19 protein-coding genes, 1 pseudogene and 1 riboswitch are annotated in these 24492 nt (G+C 72.3%); of the genes and pseudogenes, 14 read left to right on the top strand and 6 right to left on the bottom strand.

Annotation, left to right across the window (positions count from 1 at the left end):
• Positions 1-68: 68 nt before the first annotated feature.
• Positions 69-1439 carry an aminopeptidase P family protein gene (locus tag ACIGXW_RS30590; protein ID WP_071966995.1) on the bottom strand — a complete coding sequence of 457 codons (1371 nt, stop codon included), beginning with the start codon at positions 1437-1439 and terminating at the stop codon, positions 69-71.
• 129 nt (positions 1440-1568) lie between these two features.
• Between ACIGXW_RS30590 and ACIGXW_RS30585 the strand changes: the two genes are divergently transcribed.
• From ACIGXW_RS30585 to ACIGXW_RS30565, 5 genes are read left to right on the top strand one after another with little or no spacing between them, the layout of a single operon-like run.
• A complete protein-coding gene (locus ACIGXW_RS30585; RefSeq protein ID WP_399576130.1) occupies positions 1569-3308 on the top strand; it encodes an ABC transporter substrate-binding protein in 1740 nt (579 codons plus the stop codon).
• A 13-nt stretch (positions 3309-3321) separates the two neighbouring features.
• A complete protein-coding gene (locus ACIGXW_RS30580) occupies positions 3322-4260 on the top strand; it encodes an ABC transporter permease (protein ID WP_071966892.1) in 939 nt (312 codons plus the stop codon).
• Positions 4257-5243 (top strand): ABC transporter permease, encoded by a 987-nt coding sequence (locus ACIGXW_RS30575; protein WP_399576128.1) that lies wholly within the window; start codon positions 4257-4259, stop codon positions 5241-5243. The genes ACIGXW_RS30580 and ACIGXW_RS30575 overlap by 4 nt, the downstream gene beginning before the upstream one ends.
• Positions 5243-6259, top strand: coding sequence for an ABC transporter ATP-binding protein (locus ACIGXW_RS30570; RefSeq protein ID WP_399576126.1), 1017 nt, complete (start codon positions 5243-5245; stop codon positions 6257-6259). The genes ACIGXW_RS30575 and ACIGXW_RS30570 overlap by 1 nt, the downstream gene beginning before the upstream one ends.
• Positions 6256-7239, top strand: coding sequence for an ABC transporter ATP-binding protein (locus ACIGXW_RS30565; RefSeq protein ID WP_399576124.1), 984 nt, complete (start codon positions 6256-6258; stop codon positions 7237-7239). The genes ACIGXW_RS30570 and ACIGXW_RS30565 overlap by 4 nt, the downstream gene beginning before the upstream one ends.
• Positions 7240-7322: 83 nt before the next feature.
• Here ACIGXW_RS30565 and ACIGXW_RS30560 read toward each other — a convergent pair whose 3' ends face one another.
• Complete coding sequence (locus tag ACIGXW_RS30560; protein ID WP_399576122.1) at positions 7323-8522, bottom strand: peptidase M6; 1200 nt, start codon at positions 8520-8522, stop codon at positions 7323-7325.
• A gap of 104 nt (positions 8523-8626) precedes the next feature.
• Here ACIGXW_RS30560 and ACIGXW_RS30555 point away from each other — a divergent pair, with 104 nt between their 5' ends.
• Positions 8627-9592, top strand: a complete 966-nt coding sequence (locus ACIGXW_RS30555; protein WP_399576120.1) for a LysR family transcriptional regulator — start codon at positions 8627-8629, stop codon at positions 9590-9592.
• A 214-nt stretch (positions 9593-9806) separates the two neighbouring features.
• Positions 9807-12167 carry a collagenase gene (locus ACIGXW_RS30550; protein WP_399576118.1) on the top strand — a complete coding sequence of 787 codons (2361 nt, stop codon included), beginning with the start codon at positions 9807-9809 and terminating at the stop codon, positions 12165-12167.
• A 60-nt stretch (positions 12168-12227) separates the two neighbouring features.
• Here ACIGXW_RS30550 and ACIGXW_RS30545 read toward each other — a convergent pair whose 3' ends face one another.
• Positions 12228-13049, bottom strand: a complete 822-nt coding sequence (locus ACIGXW_RS30545; protein WP_399576117.1) for an SDR family NAD(P)-dependent oxidoreductase — start codon at positions 13047-13049, stop codon at positions 12228-12230.
• Positions 13050-13140: 91 nt separating this feature from the next.
• Between ACIGXW_RS30545 and ACIGXW_RS30540 the strand changes: the two genes are divergently transcribed.
• The gene (locus ACIGXW_RS30540; RefSeq protein ID WP_399576115.1) at positions 13141-13599 is read left to right on the top strand and encodes a pyridoxamine 5'-phosphate oxidase family protein; all 459 of its coding nucleotides are present in this window, start codon (positions 13141-13143) and stop codon (positions 13597-13599) included.
• A gap of 55 nt (positions 13600-13654) precedes the next feature.
• Here ACIGXW_RS30540 and ACIGXW_RS30535 read toward each other — a convergent pair whose 3' ends face one another.
• The 3 genes from ACIGXW_RS30535 to aceA all read right to left on the bottom strand — a co-directional run bounded on the left by ACIGXW_RS30535 (position 13655) and on the right by aceA (position 17479).
• Positions 13655-14524 carry a 3-hydroxybutyryl-CoA dehydrogenase gene (locus ACIGXW_RS30535; RefSeq protein WP_399576113.1) on the bottom strand — a complete coding sequence of 290 codons (870 nt, stop codon included), beginning with the start codon at positions 14522-14524 and terminating at the stop codon, positions 13655-13657.
• Positions 14521-16113: a malate synthase A gene (gene aceB, locus ACIGXW_RS30530; RefSeq protein WP_399576111.1), complete on the bottom strand. Its 1593-nt coding sequence runs from the start codon at positions 16111-16113 to the stop codon at positions 14521-14523. The genes ACIGXW_RS30535 and aceB overlap by 4 nt, the downstream gene beginning before the upstream one ends.
• 85 nt (positions 16114-16198) lie before the next feature.
• A complete protein-coding gene (gene aceA / locus ACIGXW_RS30525; protein WP_399576109.1) occupies positions 16199-17479 on the bottom strand; it encodes an isocitrate lyase in 1281 nt (426 codons plus the stop codon).
• 286 nt (positions 17480-17765) lie between these two features.
• On the opposite strand from aceA, the gene ACIGXW_RS30520 reads away from it, so the two are divergent.
• The 6 genes and pseudogenes from ACIGXW_RS30520 to ACIGXW_RS30495 form a co-directional block, all read left to right on the top strand.
• Positions 17766-19166 (top strand): short-chain fatty acyl-CoA regulator family protein, encoded by a 1401-nt coding sequence (locus ACIGXW_RS30520; protein WP_399576107.1) that lies wholly within the window; start codon positions 17766-17768, stop codon positions 19164-19166.
• Positions 19167-19198: 32 nt separating this feature from the next.
• Positions 19199-19385, top strand: a riboswitch (cobalamin riboswitch).
• A gap of 161 nt (positions 19386-19546) precedes the next feature.
• Complete coding sequence (locus tag ACIGXW_RS30515) at positions 19547-21046, top strand: CoA-acylating methylmalonate-semialdehyde dehydrogenase (RefSeq protein WP_399576105.1); 1500 nt, start codon at positions 19547-19549, stop codon at positions 21044-21046.
• The gene (locus tag ACIGXW_RS30510) at positions 21043-22197 is read left to right on the top strand and encodes an acyl-CoA dehydrogenase family protein (protein ID WP_399576103.1); all 1155 of its coding nucleotides are present in this window, start codon (positions 21043-21045) and stop codon (positions 22195-22197) included. Before ACIGXW_RS30515 ends, ACIGXW_RS30510 begins: the two co-directional genes overlap by 4 nt.
• The gene (locus ACIGXW_RS30505; RefSeq protein ID WP_399576101.1) at positions 22194-23270 is read left to right on the top strand and encodes an enoyl-CoA hydratase/isomerase family protein; all 1077 of its coding nucleotides are present in this window, start codon (positions 22194-22196) and stop codon (positions 23268-23270) included. The genes ACIGXW_RS30510 and ACIGXW_RS30505 overlap by 4 nt, the downstream gene beginning before the upstream one ends.
• The gene (gene mmsB / locus ACIGXW_RS30500; protein WP_399576099.1) at positions 23267-24190 is read left to right on the top strand and encodes a 3-hydroxyisobutyrate dehydrogenase; all 924 of its coding nucleotides are present in this window, start codon (positions 23267-23269) and stop codon (positions 24188-24190) included. The genes ACIGXW_RS30505 and mmsB overlap by 4 nt, the downstream gene beginning before the upstream one ends.
• Positions 24187-24385, top strand: a pseudogene (locus ACIGXW_RS30495) (enoyl-CoA hydratase); the annotation flags it as partial. The gene mmsB and the pseudogene ACIGXW_RS30495, both read left to right, overlap by 4 nt.
• Positions 24386-24492 lie beyond the last annotated feature (107 nt).

Genomic DNA, 24492 nt, shown 5'->3' with positions numbered 1-24492 from the left:
CATTGCACTACGACTGCCAAGAGTCGTTCCGATCAGTCTTCTTCGCCTTCCCGGTCTTCGCGGCCTCCTCAACTCCCGGCCAGCTCGCCCATCCACGCCTCGATCGCGTCCGGAGTGCGGGGCAGCGCCCCCGACATCAGCCGCGCCCCCTCGGCCGTGATCACCAGGTCGTCCTCGATCCGCACGCCGATGCCGCGCAGTTCGGGCGGCAGCGTCTCGTCGTCGGGCTGGAGGTAGAGCCCCGGTTCGACGGTGAGCACCTGGCCCTCCTCCAGCACGCCGTCCAGGTACGCCTCCGCCCGCGCCTGGGCGCAGTCGTGGACGTCCAGGCCGAGCATGTGCCCGCTGCTGCAGAGGGTGTAGCGGCGGTACAGGTCGCCCTCGGCGCTCTTGAGCACGCCCCACTCCACCAGCCCCTCGGCGATCACGCGCATGCCGGCCCGGTGGAAGTCGCGGAAGCTCGCGCCCGGCTTCAGCGCGGCGATGCCCGCCTCCTGGGCGGCGAGGACGAGCTCGTAGACCTGCCGCTGGACGGAGGTGAAGCGCCCGGAGAGGGGGAGGGTGCGGGTGATGTCGGCGGTGTAGAGGGTGTCGGTCTCCACGCCCGCGTCCAACAGCAGCAACTCGCGGGGGTCCAGGGGCCCGTCGTTGCGTATCCAGTGCAGGACGCACGCGTGCGCGCCGGAGGCGGCGATGGTGTCGTACCCGGGGCCGTTGCCCTCCGCCCGGGCGCGCAGGCCGAAGACGCCCTCGATCCACCGCTCGCCGCGCGGGTGGGCCAGGGCGCGGGGCAGCGCCCGTACGACGTCCTCGAAGCCGGCGGCGGTGTGGTCCACGGCCAGTTGGAGCTGTCCGACCTCCCAGGCGTCCTTGACCAGCCGCAGTTCGCTCAGGGTGCGGGCGAGCCGGGCGTCGTGGGAGGCGTCGCGCCCCGGCGGCAGCAGGCCGTAGTCGTCCAGGTGGGCGCAGCGGATGCCGGTCATGCGCTCGGCCTCGGCGAGGTCGGGGCGCCGGCCGACCCAGAACTCGCCGTAGCGGCGGTCCCGGTAGAAGCCCTCGCCGGTGCGCGGCGAGCGGGGCCGTACGTAGAGCACCGCTTCGTGGCGGTGCGGGCCGTCCGGCTCCAGGACCAGGACATGTCCGGCCTGTTCCTCGCCGGTCAGTCCGGTCAGCCAGGCGTACGCGCTGTGCGGCCGGAAGCGGTAGTCGCAGTCGTTGGAGCGGACCTTCAGCGCTCCGGCGGGGATGATCAGGCGCTCGCCGGGGAAGCTCGCGGACAGCTTCGCCCGGCGGGCGGCGGCGAGGTCCGCGACGGGCAGCCGGATGTCGGCGGGCAGCGGGGTCGCCGCCCAGCCGCCCGCCATGAAGCGGGCGAACTCCGGCGAAGCGGGCAGGTCATGACTTACCGTGCGCGGCGCCGCGGTCGTCGGCTCGTTCACGAGGTCCTCCTGGGACACAGGTGGGTAACGGCGTGACTGACACCTTGTCAGTGCAATTTCACATTACTATGTTACGGGTCACATTTCAGCCAGCGTCCGGCTGTTCGACTGTTCACGGAGTGACCACTGATGAACAAGCGCACGTGTACTGCCCTGGCCACGGTCGTGGCCGCCACCTTCGCCCTGGGGGCGACCGGCTGTTCCGGCGGGAAGAAGTCGGCCGACGGCGCCAAGAACCCCGTCGCCGCCCACGAAGGCGCGGTGATCGGCGGCACTCCGCAGAAGGGCGGCACCCTCACGGTGCTGTCCAACCAGGACTTCACGCACCTCGACCCGGCCCGCAACTGGGTCATGAGCGACATGGACTTCGGGACCCGGCTGCTCTACCGCACCCTGGTGACGTACAAGGCGGAGCCGGGGGCCAAGGGAGGGCAGCTGGCCCCTGACCTCGCCACCGATCTCGGCACCCCCTCCAACGACGCCAGGACCTGGACCTTCCACCTCAAGCAGGGCGTGACGTACGAGGACGGCTCACCCGTCACCGCGCAGGACGTCAAGTACAACGTGGAGCGGTCCTTCTCCCCCGACCTGCCCGGCGGCGCCGACTACGCGGCCCGCTACCTCGCCGGCGCCGAGGGCTACCGGGGCCCCGCCGAGGGCAAGCACCTGGATTCGGTCAGGACGCCGGACGACCACACCATCGTCTTCGAACTGCGCAAGTCCTTCGCGGAGTTCCCCTACGCCACCGTCATGCCGACGTTCGCGCCCGTACCGAAGGCACGGGACAAGGGCCCGCAGTACGACAACCGCCCGTTCTCCTCCGGCCCCTACAAGATCGACTCCTACGACCGGAACAAGAAGCTCGTCCTCGTCCGCAACGACAAGTGGGACCCGAAGACGGACGAGGTCCGCAAGGCCTACCCGGACAAGCTCGTCGTCCTCATGGGGCTCAAGGCGAACCAGATCGACGACCGGATGATCGCGAGCCAGGGCGCCGACGCCTCCACCGTCCCCTGGTACGCGCTGCGGCCGGAGAGCGCGGCCAAGGTGCTGCCGGACGCGAAGGTCAGAGAGCGCCTGCTCGCCGAGTCCCAGAACTGCACGGACATGGTCCAGATGCACACCGGCCGGGCCCCCTTCGACGACGTCAAGGTCCGCCGGGCCGTGCAGTACGCCCTCGACCGGGACGCCGTCCTGACGGCCTCCGGCGGCCCCGCCTTCAACGACCCGTCGACCGCCTACATGCCGGCCACGCTCTTCGGCGGCAAGCAGCCCGACACCCTGAAGGTCCCCGCCGCCGGCGACGTCGAGAAGGCCAAGCAGCTGCTGAAGGAGGCCGGCAAGCCGGACGGCTTCTCCACCAAGCTCACGGTCTCGTCCGGCGACAAGGGCCGGGCCGAGGCTATACAGCAGTCCCTCGCCAAGGCCGGCATCAAGGTCACCATCGAGACCGTGGACCCGTCCGCGTTCTACGCCACCATCGGCGACACCAAGAACCGCACCGACATGGTCTACACCGGCTGGTGCCCGGACTACCCCTCCGGCTCCACCTTCCTGCCCTTCGTCTTCGACGGCCGCTTCATCAAGGACAAGGGCAACTCCGGCAACCACTCCCTCTTCCGCGACGAGGCGACCATGAAGCGGATGGACGAGATCGCCGCCATGACCGACACCAAGCAGGCCGCCCAGGCCTGGCAGCAGCTGGACGGCGAGATCCTCGCCCAGGCCCCTACCGTGCCGGTCCTGGTCCGGCGGTGGCCGCTGGTCCTCGGCACCAACATCGCCGGCGCCTACGGGCACACCTCCTTCGGCGGCCAGCTCGACTACGCCACCGTCGGCCTCAAGGACCCCTCCAAGAGCCAGGGCTGAGGGCCGGTACGCCATGACCACCACCTCGCCCCCACCCGCGGCGGCCGTCCCCGCCGGCAGCGGCCCCTGGCGGCTCGCCCGCGCCGAACTGCGCCGCCGCACCTCCGTCAAGGTCTCCCTCGCCGTCGTCGCGCTCTTCCTGCTCATGGCCGCGGGCGCCCCGCTGCTGAGCGCCCTGGGCGGCTGGTCCCCCGAGGAGTTCGACAAGACCGCCGTCGACCCCTACCTGGGCGGCCGGCCCATCGGCCCGCTCGGCGGCGTCTCCGCCGACCACTGGCTGGGCGTGGAGCCCGTCACGGGCCGCGACCTCTTCGCCCGCGTCGTCCACGGCGCCCAGGTCTCCCTCCTCATCGCGCTGACCGCCACCGCGATCGTCGTCGTCGCCGGGACGGCCGCCGGCCTCGCGGCCGGCTACTTCGGCGGCCGCACCGACGCCGTGCTCTCCCGCCTGATGGACCTCACCATGTCCTTCCCCTCCCTCATCTTCATGATCGCCATGATGTCGGTGGCCAAGGACGTCAACCGGATCATGCTGATGACCGCGGTGATCGGCCTGTTCGGCTGGCCCGGCATCGCCCGCGTCGTCCGCGGCCAGGCCCTCTCCCTCAAGCACCGCGCCTACGTCGACGCGGCCCGCGTGGGCGGCGCCGGGCCCTGGCGCATCCTCACCCGCGACATCCTCCCGGGCGTCTTCGGGCCCGTCATCGCCTACACCACCCTGATCGTCCCCGGCATGATCGCCACCGAGGCGGCGCTGAGCTACCTGGGCGTCGGCGTCCGCCCGCCCACCCCCTCCTGGGGGCAGATGATCGCCGAGAGCGTCGCCTTCTACGACACGGATCCCATGTACTTCGTCATCCCGAGCAGCTGCCTGTTCCTGACGGTGCTCGCCTTCACCCTGCTCGGCGACGCCCTGCGCGACGTCCTCGACCCGAGGAGCGCCCGCACATGATCCTCTACCTCGGCCGCCGGCTCCTGGCCGTCGCCGGCGTGCTCCTCGCCATCGCCGCCGTCACCTTCACCATCTTCTACGTCCTGCCCTCCGACCCCGCGGCCGCCGCCTGCGGCAAGTCCTGCAGCGCGGACCGGCTCGAGGCGATCCGCGCCCACATGGGCCTCGACCGTCCGCTGTGGCGGCAGTTCGCGGACTTCGTCACCGGCATCTTCACCGGCCGGACCATGGGCAGCGGCCAGTACGCCCTGCACTGCCGCTTCCCCTGCCTCGGCTACTCCTACGAGAACTCCGAGGCCGTCTGGGACCTGCTGATGGACCGCCTGCCGGTGTCCGCCTCGCTCGCCGTGGGCGCGGCCGCGCTCTGGCTGCTCCTGGGGCTGACGGCCGGCGTCACCGCGGCCCTGCGCAAGGACACCCTCACCGATCGCGCCCTGATGGTCGGCGCCGTCGCCGCCGCCTCCCTGCCGGTCTACTTCACCTCGATGATGCTGATCTACGGCCTGATCCGGGCCACCGGGCTGCTGCCGTACCCGCAGTACGTACCGCTGGGCGACAACCCCCTGGAATGGGCGTCCAACCTGCTCCTGCCGTGGCTGGCGCTGGCCGTGCTGTACGCCGCCATGTACGCGCGCCAGAGCCGCACTTCGATGATCGAGACCATGGCGGAGCCCTACATCCGCACCGCCCGTGCCAAGGGCCTGCCGCGCCGCACCGTGGTCGTCAAGCACGGACTGCGGGCGGGCATGACACCGGTCCTGACCCTCTTCGGCATGGACCTGGGCGGGCTGCTGGCCGGCGCGGTCATCACCGAGTCCCTCTTCGGCCTGCCGGGCATCGGCCGGCTCTTTTACGGCGCGCTGTCCACCGGCGACCAGCCCGTCATCCTCGGCGTCACGCTCCTGGCCGCCGCCTTCATCGTCGTCGCCAACCTGGCCGTCGACCTGCTCTACGCCGTCGTCGACCCGCGAGTGAGGTACTGATGGCCGACGAACCCCTGCTCCAGGTACAGGACCTGACCGTCACCTTCCCCACCGGGCGCGGCCCGGTCCGGGCCGTGGAGGGCCTCGGCTTCCGCGTGCACCGCGGCCGCACCCTCGGCATCGTCGGGGAGTCCGGCTCGGGCAAGTCCGTCACCTCCCTGGCCGTGATGGGCCTGCACACCGGCGCCGAGGTCACCGGCTCCGTCGTCCTCGACGGACAGGAGCTGACCGGACTGCCCGAGCGCGAGCTGAACCGGCTGCGGGGCCGCCGCATGGCGATGATCTTCCAGGATCCGCTCTCCAGCCTCCACCCCTACTACACCGTCGGCGAGCAGATCGCCGAACACCACCGCGTCCACTTCGGCTCCGGCCGCCGGGCGGCCCGCAAGCGGGCCGTCGACATGCTGGGCGAGGTCGGCATCCCGGACCCCGCGCGCCGGGCGGGCGAGTACCCGCACCACTTCTCCGGCGGCATGCGCCAGCGCGTGATGATCGCCATGGCACTCGCCTGCGAACCCGAACTGCTCATCGCCGACGAGCCGACCACCGCCCTCGACGTCACCGTCCAGGCGCAGATCCTCGAGCTGATCGCCCGCCTCCAGCAGGACCGCGGACTCGCCGTCGTCATGATCACGCACGATCTCGGCGTCGTCGCCCGGGTCGCCCAGGAGGTGCTGGTCATGTACGGCGGCCGGGCGGCCGAACAAGCTCCGGTGGACGACCTCTTCGCCGACCCGGCCCACCCCTACACCCGGGGCCTGCTCGACTCCCTCCCCCGCCTCGACGACAGCGACGACGCCCCGCTGCGGGCGATCCCCGGCAGCCCGCCCTCCCTGCTGACCCCGGCCGCGGGGTGCGCCTTCGCACCGCGCTGCCCCCGCGCCGCGGCCGCGTCCGCGCACGACCGCGCCCGCTGCGAGGAGTCCCGGCCCGCCCTCACCCCGTCCCGGGGGCACCTGGTCGCCTGCCACCTCCCCCTGCACACCACCGCACACGCCCGGGAGGGCACCCGATGACCGCGACAGCCGCCGCGCCCCTGCTCTCCGTGCGCGACGTGACGATGACCTTCCCCGGCCGGCGCGGCCGCGCGGCTCCCGTGCGGGCCGTCGACGGCGTCAGCTTCGACGTGGCGGCGGGCGAGACCCTGGGCCTGGTCGGGGAGTCCGGCTGCGGCAAGTCCACCACGGGCCGCATGATCGTACGGCTCCTGGAACCCACCGGCGGCTCGATCAGCTACGCCGGCCGCGACATCAGCCACCTGGGCCGGCGCGAGCTCAAACCGCTGCGCCGGGAACTCCAGATGGTCTTCCAGGACCCGCACTCCTCCCTCAACCCACGCCAGACCGTGGCCCGGATCATCGCCGACCCGCTGCTGGTGCAGGGCACCTCCACTGCCGCCGCACGCCGGCGGGCGGCGGAGCTGATGGAGCTGGTCGGGCTCATCCCCGAGCACCTCGACCGCTACCCGCACGAGTTCTCCGGCGGGCAGGCGCAGCGCATCGGCATCGCCCGCTCGCTCGCCACCGGCCCCCGGCTGATCGTCGCCGACGAGCCCGTCTCGGCCCTCGACGTCTCCGTGCAGGCTCAGATCGTCAATCTGATGGAGCGGCTGCGGCGGGAGCTGGGGCTCGCCTGCCTCTTCATCGCCCACGACCTGTCGGTGGTCAAGCGGGTGTGCGACCGGGTCGCCGTGATGTACCTGGGGCGGATCGTCGAAGTCGGCGACAAGGAACGGGTGTACACGGCCCCCGCGCACCCCTATACCCAGGCCCTGCTCTCGGCCGTGCCGCTGCCGGACCCGGCCGCCGAACGCACCCGCGAACGGATCACGCTGCTCGGCGACCCGCCGAGCCCGGCGTCTCCCCCGCCCGGCTGCACGTTCCACCCGCGCTGCCCCAAGGCGCAGGAGATCTGCCGGACGGAGGCGCCGCTGCTGCGGGTCGCGGCACCGGGCGAGGCACGGCAGGTGGCCTGCCACTTCCCCGACGCGGCCTGAGCGCCACGGGCCGCGCGCCCGTGTCGATGAGCCTGTGCCCTGGTTCCATGGGGGGATCCAGGGCACAGCCCTTTCTGGGAGGTTCACCGTTTGGTGACGCGAACGGTGTCGCCGGAGGCGTCGGCGCTCAGCACGTCGATGCGGACGCCGGCCGCGGGGTCGGTGAAGGACCGGCCCGCCCGGTAGGGGGCATCGTCCAGGGGGCGGCAGCCGCTCGCGGGGGTGGCCGAGGGGTTGGCGTCCATGACGCGCACCGGGCCCTTGCCGGTCGGCACGGACGAGTCGACCTTGTAGACCAGCGCCCCGGTCGCGCAGGCGCCCGAGCGCTCCCGCCGGGATTCGACGACGTAGGCGGTCGTCGGGCCGGTGCGGACGACGGCCATCTTGGTGCCGCTGCCGTATTCGACGGCCGTCAGCCGGACGGTGTCGCTGCCCGCCCGCGCCCGGCAGAGGACCTGGCGGTCCGCGGTCCAGCCGAGCTTCCACGAGTGCCAGGCGAAGTACTGCGATCCGGCGCCGTCGATCAGGCCCATGACGTCCCAGCCGCCGGTGAAGCGGTGGGCGTCGTCCGCCGCGTCGAAGGCGTAGAGGTCGGGCAGGCCGAAGGTGTGCGCGCTCTCGTGCGCCACGAGCCGGTGGTCCCAGCGCCACATGTCCTGGCCGAAGGTCACCGTCCACTTCAGGCGGTTGCCGTCGGCGACCACGCCCCGGGTTCCCGGCTCGTAGATGTAGGTGGGGCTGAAGGAGACGGCGGAGGCGTTGCGGGTGGGGACGACGTAGAGCATGTCGTAGCGCGAGAAGTCGACGTACGGGTCCGCGGCGGCCACGGCGTCCTTGATGTACGCCTCATGCGTCTCGTGGGTGAGGCCGCGGGCGAAACCGTAGTCCGTGGAGCGGTGCGGCATGCGCGCCCAGCGCTGATTCTGGCTGATGGACAGCCACGCGTTGCCGTAGGAGGCGTACCACAGCCAGTCCGCGCCGGGCGTGATCCGGGCGGCGTCGGAGGCCGGGGACTCGGTGGCGGGCGCGTCGGGGAAGTCCACGAAGATCATGCCGACGCTGATGGCGCCGGTGGGGCGTCGGAAGACGGAGTAGTCGGTGTCGTGTCCTTCGTTTCCCTCGTCGGTCCAGCCGGTGCTGCTGCCGGGCAGGGCGCACCGGGACGCGCCGTCCGCCGTCCCGGTGGCCGCGCGGGCGGGCGGCGCGCACAGGAGCAGCGCGGCGGCCAGCAGGGCCGCCAGCAGGGCCGGTGTCACCGGCCGGGGCGAATGGATTCTCCTCATGGTTCGAGCTCAACCCCCGTCGTGTGCAGGTGTGATGTTTGGCATAAGCGTGGGGCGGACCCGGACCTGTCGGGAAGCTCACGCCGGTTCATAACATCCGCGCTATGGATCTCGAGCTGCGACATCTGCGGGTGGTGTGCGCGATCGAGGACGCCGGCAGCCTGACCCGGGCGGCCGCGGCGTTGCGCATGTCCCAGCCGGCGCTCAGCGCCCAGCTCAGGCGGATCGAGACGATGCTCGGCGGGGCGTTGTTCGAGCGCCGGCACGCCGGCGTGGTGGCCACGGCGTTCGGGGAGCTGGTGCTCGGGCGCGCCCGTGCCATCCTGCCGGGTGTCGACGGCCTGCTGGCCGACACCGCCCGTGCGACGCGCTGCCGGGACGCGCCGCGGCGGGTGCGGGTCGGGTCGGTGGGGGCTCCGCTGCTCGGCCATCTGCTCCTGGCGATCCGCGCGGTGCTGCCCGGAGCCGAGGTGACCGCGCGGTGCCGGTACTCCCCCGTGGCGCTCCTCGACGACCTCGCCGCGCGGCGGCTGGAGGCCGCGGCCCTCGGTGACCACCCCGGCCAGGAGCTGGCCGCCGGCGGCGACGTGGAGCTGCGGCCGCTGGTCACCGAACCCGTCTTCGCCCTGCTGCCGTCCTCCCATCCGCTGGCCGGTCAGGAGGAGGTGAGCCTGGGCCGGCTCGCTGAGGAGGACTGGGCGGTGCCGCGCCCGGACGGTGACCGCACCGGGGAGTACTGGTCGTCGGTGTGTTCCCTGACGGGGAGTCAGCCCCGCAGCCCGTACGAGGCCGAGGGCCGTCAGCTGGTGGAGCTGGTGCGGGCCGGCCTGGCCGTGAGCCTGTGCCAGGCCACCTTCGTCGAGGTGCCGGGCGTCACCGTCCGTCCACTGTCCGGCAACCCCCTGTGGTATCGCCACGTACTGGCCTGGCATCGCGAGGGGCCGCTCGCCGCGCACGGCGAGGAAATCCTCCGCAGGGTCGGCGCGGGATATCTGAGCGCGTGCGCCGACGCCCCGGCTTACGCCAAGTGGCGTGCGCGCAACCCCGGTTCGGCCCGGTTGACGCTCTGATCGGGAGGGCTTCCGCAGCCCGCGCGAGGTCCGGACCAGGGCCTTCCGCACCGCGATGTGAACAACCGATTGCGCCTGAGGGGTTGTCAGTAACATTTCACATTACTACGTTACGCATCACATGGCGGCTCATCGGCCCCTCAGGCGCCTTCCGTCGCAGGGCATATGACGCCCCATGCGTAACCCCCCATCACCTCCCACACAGGAGTCATCGGTGTTCCAGTCGAGAACCCTGCGCAGATCCCTGCTCACCGCGGCGATATCCGTGACGCTCTGCGCCACGGCCGTCCAGACCGGTTCCGCGGCTTCCCCCGCCGCCGCCCCCTCCCCCGTCACGCCGACGACGGCCGCACCGCGCCAGGCAACGGCCGAGCCGAACCCCTTCGACGAGGTCACCCGCCTGGCGAAGGCCCCCAAGCCGGCCGACCTGACCGCGACGGGGCCGGGCGAGCAGACGCGGGCCCGCGTCCCGGGCCCGGTCACCCCGCAGAGCAAGGAGAGCAAGGGCAAGGCCAAGTCCCTCGCGCCGCGCGCCACGGTGGGCGGGGCCGGCGTTCCCTGCACGCTGGACGGCGTCAGCCGGCTCGGCCCCGAGCAGTTCGCCGACTTCCTCGCCGACCCGGCCGTCACCGCGGACGGCTGTCTGCGCGACATCCTGTGGACCTGGGACCAGCGACTGGCCCGCGTCATGACGAAGGAGCACGTGCGGGCCGTCGCGCAGCGCGCCGAGCGCTACGGCTACTCCCACGACGGGAAGAACAGCACCCACGTGCTGGAGATGTTCACCTATCTCCACGCCGCCGCCTACCACGACTTCTCCCACGACGAGATCGACCACACCGACGCGCAGACCGTCGAGGCCATCCGTCGCGCGGTCCACTACTTCGGCGTCGCGGCGCGCACTTTCGATGCCACCCGCACCAACGCCGAGACCCTGCGCGAGGCCCTCTACGCCGCCAGCGCCCCCGGGCTGCGCCACCACCAGCTGCCGCTGATCAAGCGGGTCCTGGGCACGATGGACGCCTCCCACCCCGACACCGCGAAGGACCGGTCCTGGGGCGGCGCCGCGCTGGGCGCGCTGTCCGTGGGCTATCTGGGCGTCTACAACGACGACCCCGCCTTCGACGCGGCCGTGGCCGCCGACCCCGCCTACCGCGCCGCCCTCAAGGCCTTCGCCGGCCACACCCACCTCAAGGGCGCCGAGAACGAGTGGGTGGTGCGCGACGCGCTCAACGAGTACGGCCGGCTCAGCCAGGTCGCCGCGGTCAAGAGCGAGATCAGCTCCTCGCTGGGCGGAGTGCTGGACACCGTCGCCCGTAACTTCGGCCAGGGCAGCGCCCCCTGGGGCAAGATCGTCACCTGGCTGAACGAGCTGGAGATGTGCAAGCAGTACGGGGTCTGCAAGGCGGACATCGAGCGCCGCATCTTCCCGTACACCTACACGTACGACAACGGCGGCATCAAGGTCCGCACCGCCCTGCCGCGCACCACCGTGGACCGCCTCTACTACGCGAGCAAGCAGGTCAAGGCGCAGTTCCACCGCGTCCTGGGCACCGATAAGCCGCTGGCCGGCGACACCAACACCACGCTGAACATCGTGCTGTACGCCTCGCGCGCCGACTACGAGATCTACCACCCGCTGCTGACGGGCATGGCCACCAACAACGGCGGCATCTACATCGAGAAGGGCGCCACCTTCTACACGTACGAGCGCCGCGTGCCGCAGGACTCCACGCTCACGCTGGAGGAGCTGTTCCGCCACGAGTACACCCACTACCTCAACGGTCGCTGGGCGGTGCCCGGCAGCTTCGGCGAGGGCCCCTGGTACCAGGGCGACCGCACCACCGCGATGGACGAGGGCACGGCGGAGTTCTTCGACGGCGCCACCCGCGACGACGGCATCAAGGTCCGCAAGTCCCTGGTCCAGAGCATCATCAACGACACGGCGGGCGGCACCAAGCCGCGCATGAGCGTGTACCAGCTGCTGCACGCGGAGTACGACCGGGACGGCTTCCGCTTCTACTCCTACGCCGGCACGTTCTTCGAATTCCTGTGGTCGGAGCGGCCGTCGCTGCTCAGGGAGATGTACGACCGTATCCGCGCCAACGATGTCGCCGGCTTCGACGCCTGGCGCGACCGGCTCGGCCGGGACACCGGCGTGCAGCGCGCCTACGACGCCTTCCTGGACCAGCAGATCGCCAAGGTCAAGGACCTGTACGTGCCGAACACCACGTTCACGCCCGTGGGGCAGCTGGACGCCGGCCACCCCGCCACGGTCCGCGCGTCCTTCAAGGCCACGACCGGCATGTCGCCCGAATGCCGCACCGACGAGGCCCCCGGGCGTCCCCGCTTCACCTGCACCGGCCGCATCACCGCCAACCTGAGCGACCCGGGCAACGCCGACCTGGTCTTCAAGGACATGTCCGAGACGGTCGACTACTTCATCCTCGACCGCACGAAGAAGGGCACCAACAACTTCGCCGACATGAACTGCTCGTTCGGCAAGGTCGACATCTGGTCCGGCCGGGCCGCGGGATCGGCCGACTTCAGCTGCGAGGGCCCGCTGCGGGGCTGACGCACCGGCGTCCCGGGCCTGCCCATCGGCGCGGGCCCGGGGCCGGGCGCGCGCGAGGGGTCAGCGCCCCTCGCGCGCCCGCGGTTCGATATGGAAGTCGAACGCGACGGTGCCGGGGTCCACGGCCGTCACCCCGCCGTCGACGGTGAGCACCGCGCCGTTGACGAAGGAGGCGGCGGGCGAGAGCAGCCAGGCGATTGCCTCGGCGACCTCCCTCGGGTCGCCGGGGCGGCCGGCGGGCACGAGGGAGGTCGCCGCCTCGTACGCCGCGTCGATGCCGCCGTCGCCCGGCCCCACCTCCTCGGCGAAGCGCGTCATCCGCCGGTCGGCCATCTCGGTGCGCACCCAGCTGGGACACACCGTGTTGGCCCGCAGCCCCTGCCGCCCGTAGTCGACGGCGAGGGAGCGGCAGAGCTGGAGCAGCGCCGCCTTGGACGTCGCGTACGCGGCGTTGCCCCTGCCGTTGCGCAGCGCGGAGACCGAGGCGACGGCGACGACCGAGCCGCGCGTCTCCAACAGGTGCGGCAGCGCGGCGCGCTGGAGCAGGAAGGGGCCGGTGACGTTGACGCGCATCACGGTCTCGAAGTCCTCGATGGACAGCTCGCCGACGCCGCCGCCGCGGGCCACGCCGGCGTTGAGCACCACGCCGTCCAGCCGGCCGTAGGTGTCCACGGTCCTTTGCACGAGCCCTTCGACGGCCTCGGGGTCGCCCATGTCGGAGGGGTGGGCCAGGGCCCCGGTCTCCTCGGCGACGCGCTGCAGCACCTCGGCCCGCCGCCCGGAGATCACCACCTCGTGCCCGGCCTCGCGCAGCAGCCGGGCGGTTGCGGCGCCGATGCCCGTTCCCCCGCCGGTGACGATGAAAACTCGCTGGTCCGCCATGGTCGTTCAGCCTCCGAAGTGGTCCCCTGCAGCCTGCGCGGCCAGCTTACGTGCACGTGCCGATCAACCGTCGCCGGTAGCCTCGGGCCGTATGGAGATCAACGAGCCGGTCCGTGCCCCGGAGCAGCGCAAGCGTGACGTGTTGGAGAGGCTGGGCCGCGAGCTGGACATCTGGGTGGCCTCGGCCGATGCCGAGGGGGTGCCGTGTCTGGTGCCCTTGTGGTTCGTGTGGGACGGCGAGGCGATATGGCTGTCCACGCGGGCCGGCAATCCGACCGGTCGTAACCTGCGGCACGGCGGTCGGACCCGGCTGGCGCTGGGGCACACGCGTGATGTCGTGCTCGTGGACGGCACGGTGGAGACGTTCGGCTCCTCGGAGGTGCCGGCCGCGGCGGTGGAGGCGTTCGCGGCGAAGACGGGCTGGGACCCCCGGAGGAGCGGTGCGTCGTACGCGTTCTTCAAGGTGGTGCCGCAGGCGGTGCAGGCATGGCACGAGGAGCACGAGCTCGCGGGCCGGCATCTGATGCGCGAGGGCCGCTGGGCCGTGTGAACCGGCGCGCCACCGCGGGCCCCTCGGCCCGCGGCGGTGCGGCGTACCGGATCCCTCAGCCCCGGTCGTAGGTGTGGAACCCGCGGCCCGTCTTGCGTCCGAGCAGGCCCGCCTCCACCATCCGCTGGAGCAGTGGGGGCGGGGCGTAGAGGGGTTCCTTGAACTCGTCGTACAGCGACTCGGCGATGGCCACGACGGTGTCCAGGCCGATCAGGTCGGCGAGCTTGAGCGGGCCCATGGGGTGGGCGCAGCCGAGTTCCATGCCCGCGTCGACGTCGGCGGCGGTGGCGAAGCCGGACTCGGCCATGCGGACGGCCGAGAGGAGGTAGGGGATCAGGAGGGCGTTGACGACGAATCCCGTGCGGTCCTGGGAGCGAATCGTCCTCTTGCCCAGGGTGTCGCGGGCGAAGGCCTCGACGGCTGTGACGGTCTCCGCGGCCGTGTGGAGGGAGGCGACGACTTCCACCAGCGGCAGGACGGGCACGGGGTTGAAGAAGTGCAGTCCGAGGACGCGGTCGGCGCGCTGGGTGACCATGCCGAGGCGCATGACCGGGATGGCGGAGGTGTTGGTGGCCAGGATCGCGCCGGGGTCCTGGACGATCTTGTCGAGGGCGGCGAAGACCTCGGTCTTGACGTCGGTGTTCTCGATGACGGCCTCGATGACGAGCTGGCGGTCGGCGAGGTCGTCGAGGCCGGCGGTGAAGGCGAGGCGGGCCAGGGCGTCCTCGGCGGACGGCCGGTCCAGTTTGCCCCGCTGAACGGCCCGTTCGAGGGAGGCGGTCACCCGTTCGCGAGCCCGTCGGGCGGCCGTGGCGTCCGCCTCGCAGACCACGGTGTCAAGCCCGGCCCGGGCGCAGACCTCGGCGATCCCGGTGCCCATCTGGCCGCCGCCGACCACCCCGACGCGGGTGATGGCGCCACTCATGAGCGGGCCTCCGGCCGGACGACGAGATGGCGGGCGTAGGCGTCGGGGGTGAAGAACGCGGGCAGGTCCCGGCCCAGGGCGGTGCGGGTGAAGAGGGCGCGGACCTCGTCCTGGCGGGCCCAGGGGTACTCCGCGCCGAGGGCGGCCACCTCGTCGTCCAGCAGGGCGAGCACGGTGTCGCGGTCGACGGCGCCGTGGCGTATCCACTGCCAGATCTGGCACCGGGCGATCTCGGCGGTCGCGGCGTCCTCCATCAGCCCGTACAGGGCGACGGCGCCGCTGCCGCGCAGCCAGGCGTCGAAGTAGCGCAGCGCGACAGCGATGTTGGAGCGGACCCCCTCGGGGCTCGGCGGTCCGGCGGTGCGGCGGACGGCGAGGAGGTCGGCGGCGGTGACGTGGACGTCGTCGCGGGTGCGGTCGATCTGGTGCGGTCGCTCGCCGAGGACGCCGTCGAAGACGTCGCGGCAGACGGGGACGAGGCCGGGGTGGGCGACCCAGGAGCCGTCGAAGCCGTCCTCGGCCTCGCGTTCCTTGTCGAGCCGCACGGTGGCCAGGGCCGCCTCGTCGGCCTGGGCGTCGCGGCTGGGGACGTGGGCGGCCATGCCGCCGATGGCGTGGGCGCCGCGCTTGTGGCAGGTGCGCACGAGGAGTTCGGTGTAGGCGCGCAGGAAGGGGGAGGTCATGGTGACCTTCGCCCGGTCCGGGAGGACGAAGTCGGGGCGGTGGCCGAAGTTCTTGATGAGGCTGAAGAGGTAGTCCCAGCGTCCCGCGTTGAGTCCGGCGCTGTGCTCGCGGAGCTCGTAGAGGATCTCCTCCATCTCGAAGGCGGCGGTCACCGTCTCGATGAGGACGGTGGCGCGGATGGTGCCGCGGGGGATGCCGAGCAGGTCCTGGGCGAGGACGAAGACGTCGTTCCACAGCCGGGCCTCGGAGCGGTTCTCGAGCTTGGGCAGGTAGAAGTACGGGCCGCTGCCGGCGTCGATCCGGCGCTGTGCGCAGTGGAAGAAGTAGAGGCCGAAGTCGACGAGCGAGGCGGACAGGGGGCGGCTGTCGACGGCGAGGTGCGCTTCGGTGAGGTGCCAGCCCCGGGGGCGGACCATGATGGTCGCCGGGGTGTCGCCGAGCCGGTACTGCCTGCCGTCCGGGGTGGTGAAGTCGATGCGGCGCTCGCATGCGTCCCGCAGGTTCAGCTGGCCCGCGATGATGTTGTCCCAGGTCGGCGCGGTGGCGTCCTCGAAGTCGGCCATCCATACCCGGGCCCCGGAGTTCAGGGCGTTGACGGTCATGCGCCGCTCGGGCGGACCGGTGATCTCCACCCGGCGGTCGGTGAGGTCCGGTGCGGGCGGGGCGACCCGCCAGGTGGGGTCGGCGCGGACGGCCGAGGTGGCGGGCGAGAAGTCGAGCGGGGTGCCGGAGGCGAGCCGCTCGGTGCGCCGGCGGCGCTCGGCGAGCAGTTCGAAGCGCCGGTTCGCGAAGGCCGCGTCGAGGCGGCCGAGGAAGTCCAGCGCCTCGGGGGTGAGGATCTCGCCGTGGCGGTCGCCCGGTGCCCCGAGGACCTGGACCGTGCTGGTCAGAGCGGTGGTTGACATGCGGGTCTCCTCAAGCGGAGCGGTAGGGGCCGGGCGGAGGCGGGGCGGGCCGGGTGCGTGGTTCCCCGGCCCGCCCTGGGGCTGCCTAGTGGAACTGCTCCTCCTCCGTGGAGCCGGTCAGCGCGGTGGTCGAGGAGGCGGGGTTGACGGCGGTGGAGACGAGGTCGAAGTAGCCGGTGCCGACCTCGCGCTGGTGCCTGACCGCGGTGAAGCCGTGCTCCTGCGCGGCGAACTCGCGCTCCTGCAGGTCGACGTAGGCGGTCATGCCGTGCTCGGCGTAGCCGCGGGCCAGGTCGAACATGCCGTGGTTGAGGGAGTGGAAGCCCGCCAGGGTGATGAACTGGAAGCGGTAGCCCATCGCCCCCAGCTCCCGCTGGAACTTGGCGATCTGGTCGTCGTCGAGGGCCGCCTTCCAGTTGAAGGAGGGCGAGCAGTTGTAGGCCAGCATCTGCTCCGGGTACTCGGCGTGGATCGCCTCGGCGAACTCCCGTGCCTGGGCCAGGTCCGGGGTTCCGGTCTCCACCCAGATGAGGTCGGCGTAGGGGGCGTAGGCCAGGCCGCGGGCGATGACGGGGGCCATGCCGTTCTCGACCCGGTAGAAGCCCTCGGCGGTGCGCTCCCCGGTGGCGAAGCGGGCGTCGCGCTCGTCGACGTCGCTGGTCAGCAGGTTCGCGGCGAGCGCGTCGGTGCGGGCCACGATGACGGTGGGGACGTCCGCGATGTCGGCGGCGAGGCGGGCCGCGTTGAGGGTGCGGATGTGCTGGGCGGTGGGGACGAGGACCTTGCCGCCGAGGTGGCCGCACTTCTTCTCGGAGGCGAGCTGGTCCTCGTAGTGGATGCCGGCCGCACCGGCGGCGATCATCGCCTTGGTCAGTTCGAAGGCGTTGAGCGGCCCGCCGAAGCCGGCCTCGGCGTCGGCGACGATGGGCGCGAGCCAGTCGATGCCGTCCCGGGCGCCCTCGACTGTGGCGATCTGGTCGGCGCGCAACAGTGCGTTGTTGATCCTGCGGACCACCTGCGGCACGGAGTTGACCGGGTACAGGCTCTGGTCGGGGTAGGTGTGGCCGGCCTGGTTGGCGTCGGCGGCCACCTGCCAGCCGGAGAGGTAGATGGCCTGGAGGCCGGCCCGGACCTGCTGGACGGCCTGGCCGCCGGTGAGCGCGCCGAGGGCGTGGATGTAGTCGCGTTCGTGCAGTTGGCGCCAGAGCCGTTCGGCGCCGCGCCGGGCCAGGGTGTGCTCCTCGCGGACGCTGCCCGACAGCCGGATCACGTCCTGTGCACCGTAGGTGCGCTCGACGCCCTTCCAGCGGGGGTCCGTCGCCCACCGGTCCGCCAGTGCTTCCGCCGCCGTCTGTGCCTGCGCCATGACCGTCTCCCGGGTTCGCTGAGATCACACGGTTCTTGTGAAGGATGCGTGGGGTTGTCACTGAGTGACGTGCCGCCGATGCGGCGCCGCCGCCCTTCCGGGCGCGTGAAGCGGTGAGCAGTGCGCCCGGAGGGGCGGTGGGCCGCACTACGACTCTGGCAGTGGCACTCAGTGCCATCAACCGTGGAAGATTGCCAAGTTCTGCGCATCTTCCGGCCCGGTTCTGCGAATCTTGCCAACACACCCGTCAGATCAAGGACGTCGGGCACGGAGCAGGGGGAGAGCGGTGGGCAAGACATACGCGGGGGCGCGGCTGCGGCGGTTGCGCGAGGAGCGGCGGCTCAGTCAGGCGGAGCTGGCGCGCGTCCTGGCGATCTCCCCCAGCTACCTCAATCAGATGGAGCACGATTCCCGGCCGCTGACCGTGCCGGTGCTGCTGCGGCTGACCGAGGCCTTCGGCGTCGACCCGGGGTTCTTCTCGGAGCGCGACACCAGCAGACTCGTGGCCGACCTGCGCGAGGTGCTCGCCACCGAGGTCGACGCCGCCCGGGTCTCCCCCTCCGACCTCGCGGAACTGGCCTCGCGCATGCCGGCCGTGGCCTCGGTCCTGCTCGACCTCGGCCGCCGCGGCCACGCCCTGGCCGAGCGGCTGGCCGAAGCCGCGGAGGCCCGCGGTCACGAGGACGTGGCCCTGCCGCGCTCCCCGCACGAGGAGATACGGGAGTTCTTCTACCGGCGGCAGAACTACCTCCACGAGGCCGATCTCGCGGCCGAGGACCTGGCCCACACCCTGGGCGTGCGGCCGGGCGAGGTGGTGCGGACGCTCTCCGCGCGCCTGACCGAGCGGCACGGGGTGCGGCTGGCGGCGGACTGCGACCGGCTGCACCACTACGACCCGGTCACCCGCGTCCTGCACCTGTCCAACCGGCTGCGCCCCGGCCAGCAGGCCTTCCGCATGGCCACCCAGCTGGCGCTGCTGGAGTTCGGCGACCGGCTGTCCGCGCTGGCGTCGGAGGACTACGCGGAGGGCTCGGCCAGTTGGTCGCTCGCCAGGATCGGCATCGCCAACTACTTCGCCGCCGCGCTGATCCTGCCGTACCGCGCCTTCCACACGGCCGCGGAGGAGGTCCGTTACGACATCGAGCGGCTCACCGACCGCTTCGGCCTCGGCTACGAGACCGTCTGCCACCGCCTCAGCACCCTCCAGCGGCCGCGGCTGCGCGGTGTGCCGTTCTCCTTCGTCCGCGTGGACCGCGCCGGCAACATGTCCAAGCGCCAGTCCGCCACCGGCTTCCACTTCTCCCGAGCGGGCGGCACCTGCCCCTTGTGGAACGTGTACGAGGCGTTCGCCGCCCCGGGCCGGATCCACGTCCAGATCGCCGCCATGCCGGACGGACAGCGCTACCTGTGGACCGCCCGCGCCGTCACCCGGCACCGCGGGGGCTGGGGCGAGCCGGGCAAGACGTTCGCCATCGGCCTCGGCTGCGAAGTGCGCCACGCCTCCCGGCTCGTCTACTCCGACGGGCTCGACCTCGCCAACACCTCCGCGGCCACCCCGATCGGCATGGGCTGCCGGATCTGCGAACGCCTGGACTGCCCGCAGCGCGCGGTGCCGCCGCTGGGCCGGCCGCTGGCGATCGACGAGAACAGCAGCACGTTCGTGCCGTACCCGGTGGCGGACAAGTGATCACGCTGGGGTGGACTTACTAGGACGTCCAACTATATGTTCGCGACCAAGGCCCGCGGTGTCAGGGAAGCCGGTGTGATTCCGGCACGGTCCCGCCACTGTGACCGGGGAGTGAGCCGTCGACAGCACGCCACTGACGAGATGTGCCATGCGTCGGGAAGGCTGGCGGCGCGCGGTGATCCGGGAGTCAGGATACCGGCCGCGGGTGTTCCGTGTTGTCCACGAGGATGGAGCAGACACGCATGGCACCGGTCCGTACTCACGACCCTGGTGATCCGGCGGAGCGCGCGCTCATGTCCGCGCACGCGTAGCTCTTCGCAGAGCCACGAAGCCCCATGCCCATCCCCGGATCTCACCTGACCTGACGAGAGCAGGCTTCCATGGTCCGTGAACTGACACATTTCATCGGCGGCAAGCACACCCCCGGAACGTCGGGGCTCTTCACCGACGTGTACGACCCCAACACCGGCGCCGTACAGGCCCGGGTGCCCCTGGCCGGGCGCGAGGACACCGCGTCCGCGATCGCGGACGCCGCCGCCGCGCAACCGGAGTGGGGCGAGTGGAATCCGCAGCGCCGCGCCCGCGTCCTGCTGCGGTTCCTCCAACTCGTCGAGGGCGAACGGGAGTCGCTGGCCCGCCTGCTGTCCCGCGAGCACGGCAAGACCGTCGCCGACGCCCACGGCGACCTCCAGCGCGGCCTGGAAGTGGTCGAGTTCGCCGCCGGCATCCCGCACCTGCTCAAGGGCGAGTTCACCGACAACGCCGGCACCGGCATCGACGTCCACTCACTGCGCTCCCCGCTGGGCGTCACGGCCGGCATCACCCCCTTCAACTTCCCCGCGATGATCCCCCTGTGGAAGGCCGCACCGGCCATCGCCTGCGGAAACGCCTTCGTCCTCAAGCCGTCCGAACGGGCCCCGTCCGTACCGCTGCGCCTCGCGGAGCTCTTCCTCGAGGCCGGCCTCCCGCCGGGGATCCTGAACGTGGTCAACGGCGGCAAGGAGTCCGCCGAGACCCTGCTGACGGACCCCCGGGTGCAGGCCGTCGGCTTCGTCGGCTCCACCTCCGTCGCCGCGCACGTCTACGCCACGGCCGCCGCGCACGGCAAGCGCGCCCAGTGCTTCGGCGGCGCCAAGAACCACATGATCGTGATGCCGGACGCCGACCTCGACCAGGCCGTCGACGCGCTGGTCGGCGCCGGGTACGGCTCGGCGGGCGAGCGCTGCATGGCCATCTCCGTGGCCGTGCCCGTCGGGGAGGAGACGGCCGACGCGCTGGTCGCACGCCTCAAGGAACGCATCGGGAACTTGCGGATCGGACGCTCGGACGACCCGGAGGCCGACTTCGGCCCGCTGGTGAGCCGTGACGCCCTGGAGCGCGTACGCCGCTACGTCGGCATCGGCGCCACCGAGGGCGCCGAACTCGTCGTCGACGGCCGGGGCTTCGTCCTGCCCGGCCACGAGGGCGGCTTCTTCGCCGGCGCCACCCTCTTCGACCGTGTCACCCCCGCCATGCGGATCTACCGCGAGGAAATCTTCGGCCCGGTGCTGTGCGTCGCCCGCGCCGCCGACTACGAGGCGGCCCTGCGGCTGCCGAGCGAGCACCCGTACGGGAACGGGGTGGCGATCTTCACCCGGGACGGGGACACCGCCCGGGACTTCACCCGGCGGGTGACCACGGGAATGGTCGGCGTCAACGTGCCCATTCCGGTACCCGTCGCCTACCACACCTTCGGCGGCTGGAAGCGGTCCGGATTCGGCGACCTCAACCAGCACGGCCCGGACGCCGTCCGCTTCTACACCCGCACCAAGACCGTCACCTCGCGCTGGCCCTCCGGGGTCAAGGAAGGCGCGAGCTTCACCATCCCGACGATGGGGTGAGCGCGGTGACGACCACTCTCACCACGGACCAGCTCGCCCTGGCCGAGGTCACCCTCGACTTCGCCCAGGAGCACCTGGCCCCGCACGCCGTCGGCTGGGACCGCGACAAGCACTTCCCGCTCGACGTCCTGCGCAAGGCCGCGGAACTCGGCCTCGGCGGCGTCTACGTCCGCGAGGAGCACGCCGGCTCCGGCCTCACCCGCGGCGACGGCGTCCTGGTCTTCGAGGCACTGGCCACCGGCTGCCCCTCCATCGCGGGCTACCTCTCCATCCACAACATGGTCGCCTGGATGCTCGACCGGTACGGCGACGCGGCCCAGCGCGGCCGCTGGCTGCCCGGGCTCTGCGGCATGCAGGCGCTGGGCAGCTACTGCCTGACGGAGCCGGGCGCCGGCTCGGACGCCGCCGCCCTGCGCACCCGCGCGCGGCGGGACGGCGACGGCTACGTCCTCACAGGCGTCAAGCAGTTCATCTCCGGGGCGGGCGCGGCCGACGTCTACGTCGTCATGGCCCGCACGGGCGAGGGCGGCGCGGACGGCGTCTCCGCCTTCGTCGTCGAACGCGACGACCCCGGGCTCTCGTTCGGCCCGAACGAACGGAAGATGGGCTGGAACGCCCAGCCCACCCGCCAGGTGATCCTCGACGGGGTCCGCGTCCCGGCCGGCCGCCGGCTCGGCGCCGAGGGCGACGGCTTCCGCATCGCGATGAACGGCCTGAACGGAGGCCGCCTCGGCATCGCCGCCTGCTCCCTGGGCGGCGCCCAGAGCGCCCTGGACCGCAGCCTGGCCCATCTCGCCGACCGCGAGGCGTTCGGCATGCGGCTGCTCGACGCACAGGCCCTGCAGTTCCGCCTCGCCGACATGGCCACCGAACTGGCCGCGGCCAGGGCACTGGTCCGGCAGGCGGCGGACGCCCTGGACCGCGGCACCCCGCAGGCCCCGCAGCTGTGCGCGATGGCCAAGCGGTTCGCCACCGACACCGGCTACTCCGTCGCCGACCGCGCCCTGCAGCTGCACGGCGGCTACGGCTACCTCAGCGACTACGGCATCGAGAAGATCGTCCGCGATCTGCGCGTCCACCAGATCCTGGAAGGAACCAACGAGATCATGCGCCTCATCGTGGCCCGCGGACTGACGGGCGCCCTGCGATGACCACTACCAGCGAGCACGTACTGCTGCGCACCGAAGGCCGCGCGGCCTATGTGACCCTCAACCGTCCCGGCGCTCTCAACGCCCTCACCCACTCCATGGTGCACCGCATCGACGCGGCGCTGACCGCGTGGGAGCACGACCCGGCGGTGGAGCACGTCGTCATCACCGGAGCCGGCGAGCGCGGGCTGTGCGCGGGCGGCGACATCCGCTCCATCCACGAGGACGCACGCTCGTCCGCGGGGGTGGCCTCCGCGGACTTCTTCCGCGACGAGTACCGGCTCAACGCCCGTATCGCCCGCTACCCCAAGCCGTACGTCGCCGTCATGGACGGCATCGTGATGGGCGGCGGCGTCGGGGTCTCGGCCCACGGCACGGTCCGTATCGTCACCGAGCGGTCCCGCGTCGCCATGCCCGAGACCGGCATCGGCTTCGTCCCGGACGTCGGCGGAACGTATCTGCTGGGGCTCGCGCCCGGGGAGCTGGGCACCCATCTGGCGCTCACGGGCGCGGCGGTGGGCGCGGCGGACGCGCTGCTGTGCGGGCTCGCGGACCACCACGTCCCCTCCGCGCTGCTGCCTGGGCTGGTCGCGGACCTCGCCCGGGCACCCGTCCACGACGTCCTGGCCCGGCACGTCCGGCCGGCGCCGGGCGGCGAACTCGCGGCGTGGCGCGGCTGGATCGACCACTGCTACGCGGCGGACACGGTGGAGGAGATCGTCGACCGGCTGCTCGACAGCGGCGTACCGGCGGCGAAGGACGCCGCGGTGACGCTCCTCGCCAAGTCCCCCACCGCGCTGAAGGTGACCCTCGCCGCCCTGCGCCGGGCGCGTGCGCTCGGTCCTCTGGAGCACGTTCTGGAGCAGGAGTACCGCGTCGCCTGCGCGGCCCTGTCCCACCCGGACCTCGTCGAGGGCATCCGCGCGCAGGTGATCGACAAGGACCGGACCCCGCGCTGGTCGCCCACCACGCTCGCCGAGGTCGGCGACGAGGACGTCGACCGCTTCTTCGCACCGTCCGGCGGGCGCGGGCTCGGCCTCGTGACGACCGTCTTCCCTCAGGAGGTGCCCTGGTGAGCAGCGTCATCGCCTTCGTCGGACTGGGGCACATGGGCGGCCCCATGGCCGCGCGCCTGGTGCGGGCCGGACACCGTGTCCTCGGCTACGACCTGGTGCCCTCACTGCTGGCCGCGGCCGCGGAGACCGGGGTCGAGGCGGCCGCGTCGGCGGAAGAGGCGGCGTCGGGAGCGGACGTGGTGATCACCATGCTGCCCGCCGGACGCCATGTCCTCGCCCTGTACCGGGACCAGGGGCTGCTCGCCGCCGCCCGGCCCGGCACGCTCTTCGTCGACTGCTCCACCATCGACGTCGCCGACGCGCGGGCCGCCCACGAGGCGGCGTTCGCCGCCGGTCACCGCGCCCTGGACGCGCCGGTGTCGGGCGGGGTGGTGGGCGCCGAGGCCGGGACGCTGACGTTCATCGCCGGCGGTGACGAGGAGGCGTTCGCCCGGGCGGAGCCGCTGCTGGGCGCCATGGGCCGCAAGGCCGTGCACTGCGGGGCCGCCGGCGCCGGCCAGGCCGCCAAGATCTGCAACAACATGATCCTCGGCATCTCGATGATCGCGGTGAGTGAGGCGTTCGTGCTCGGGGAGAGCCTGGGCCTGTCCCACCAGGCGCTCTTCGACGTGGCGTCCACGGCGTCGGGCCAGTGCTGGGCGCTGAGCGTCAACTGCCCCGTGCCGGGCCCGGTCCCGGGCAGCCCGGCCAACCGCGACTACCGCCCCGGCTTCGCCGCGTCGCTGATGGCGAAGGACCTCGCTCTCGCGGCGAACGCGGCCCGTGCGGGCGAGGTGGACACGGCCCTCGGACTGCGGGCCGCGGCGATGTTCACCGAGTTCGCGCAGGGCCCCGGCGCCGGCGAGGACTTCTCCGCGATCGTCCGGGCCGTCAGAGGGCGCTCGGGCCAAGCCACCGACCGGACGGGAAGCACCACATGACCGACACCGCCCCGGACCGCCCGTACGAGACGATCCTGGTCGAACGCACGGGCCGCACCGCGCTCCTCACCCTCAACCGTCCGAAGGCGCTCAACGCCCTCAACCTGCGGGTCATGACCGAGGTCGGACCGCCTCGGCGCCCTGCGCACGCCCACGGTCGCGGCCGTGGCGGGCTACGCGCTCGGCGGCGGCTGTTCCACGCCGTGTTCGCCACCGCCGACCAGAAGGAGGGCATGACGGCCTTCGTGGAGAAGCGCCCGCCGGAGTTCACCCACCGCTGACCCGGGGGGTCACCCACCGTG

The sequence above is a fragment of the Streptomyces sp. NPDC053079 genome (assembly GCF_044546695.1).
Taxonomy (GTDB): Bacteria; Actinomycetota; Actinomycetes; order Streptomycetales; family Streptomycetaceae; genus Streptomyces.
The sequence above is the reverse complement of the archived record's forward strand: the minus strand, read 5'-3'. Positions and strand labels throughout refer to the sequence as shown.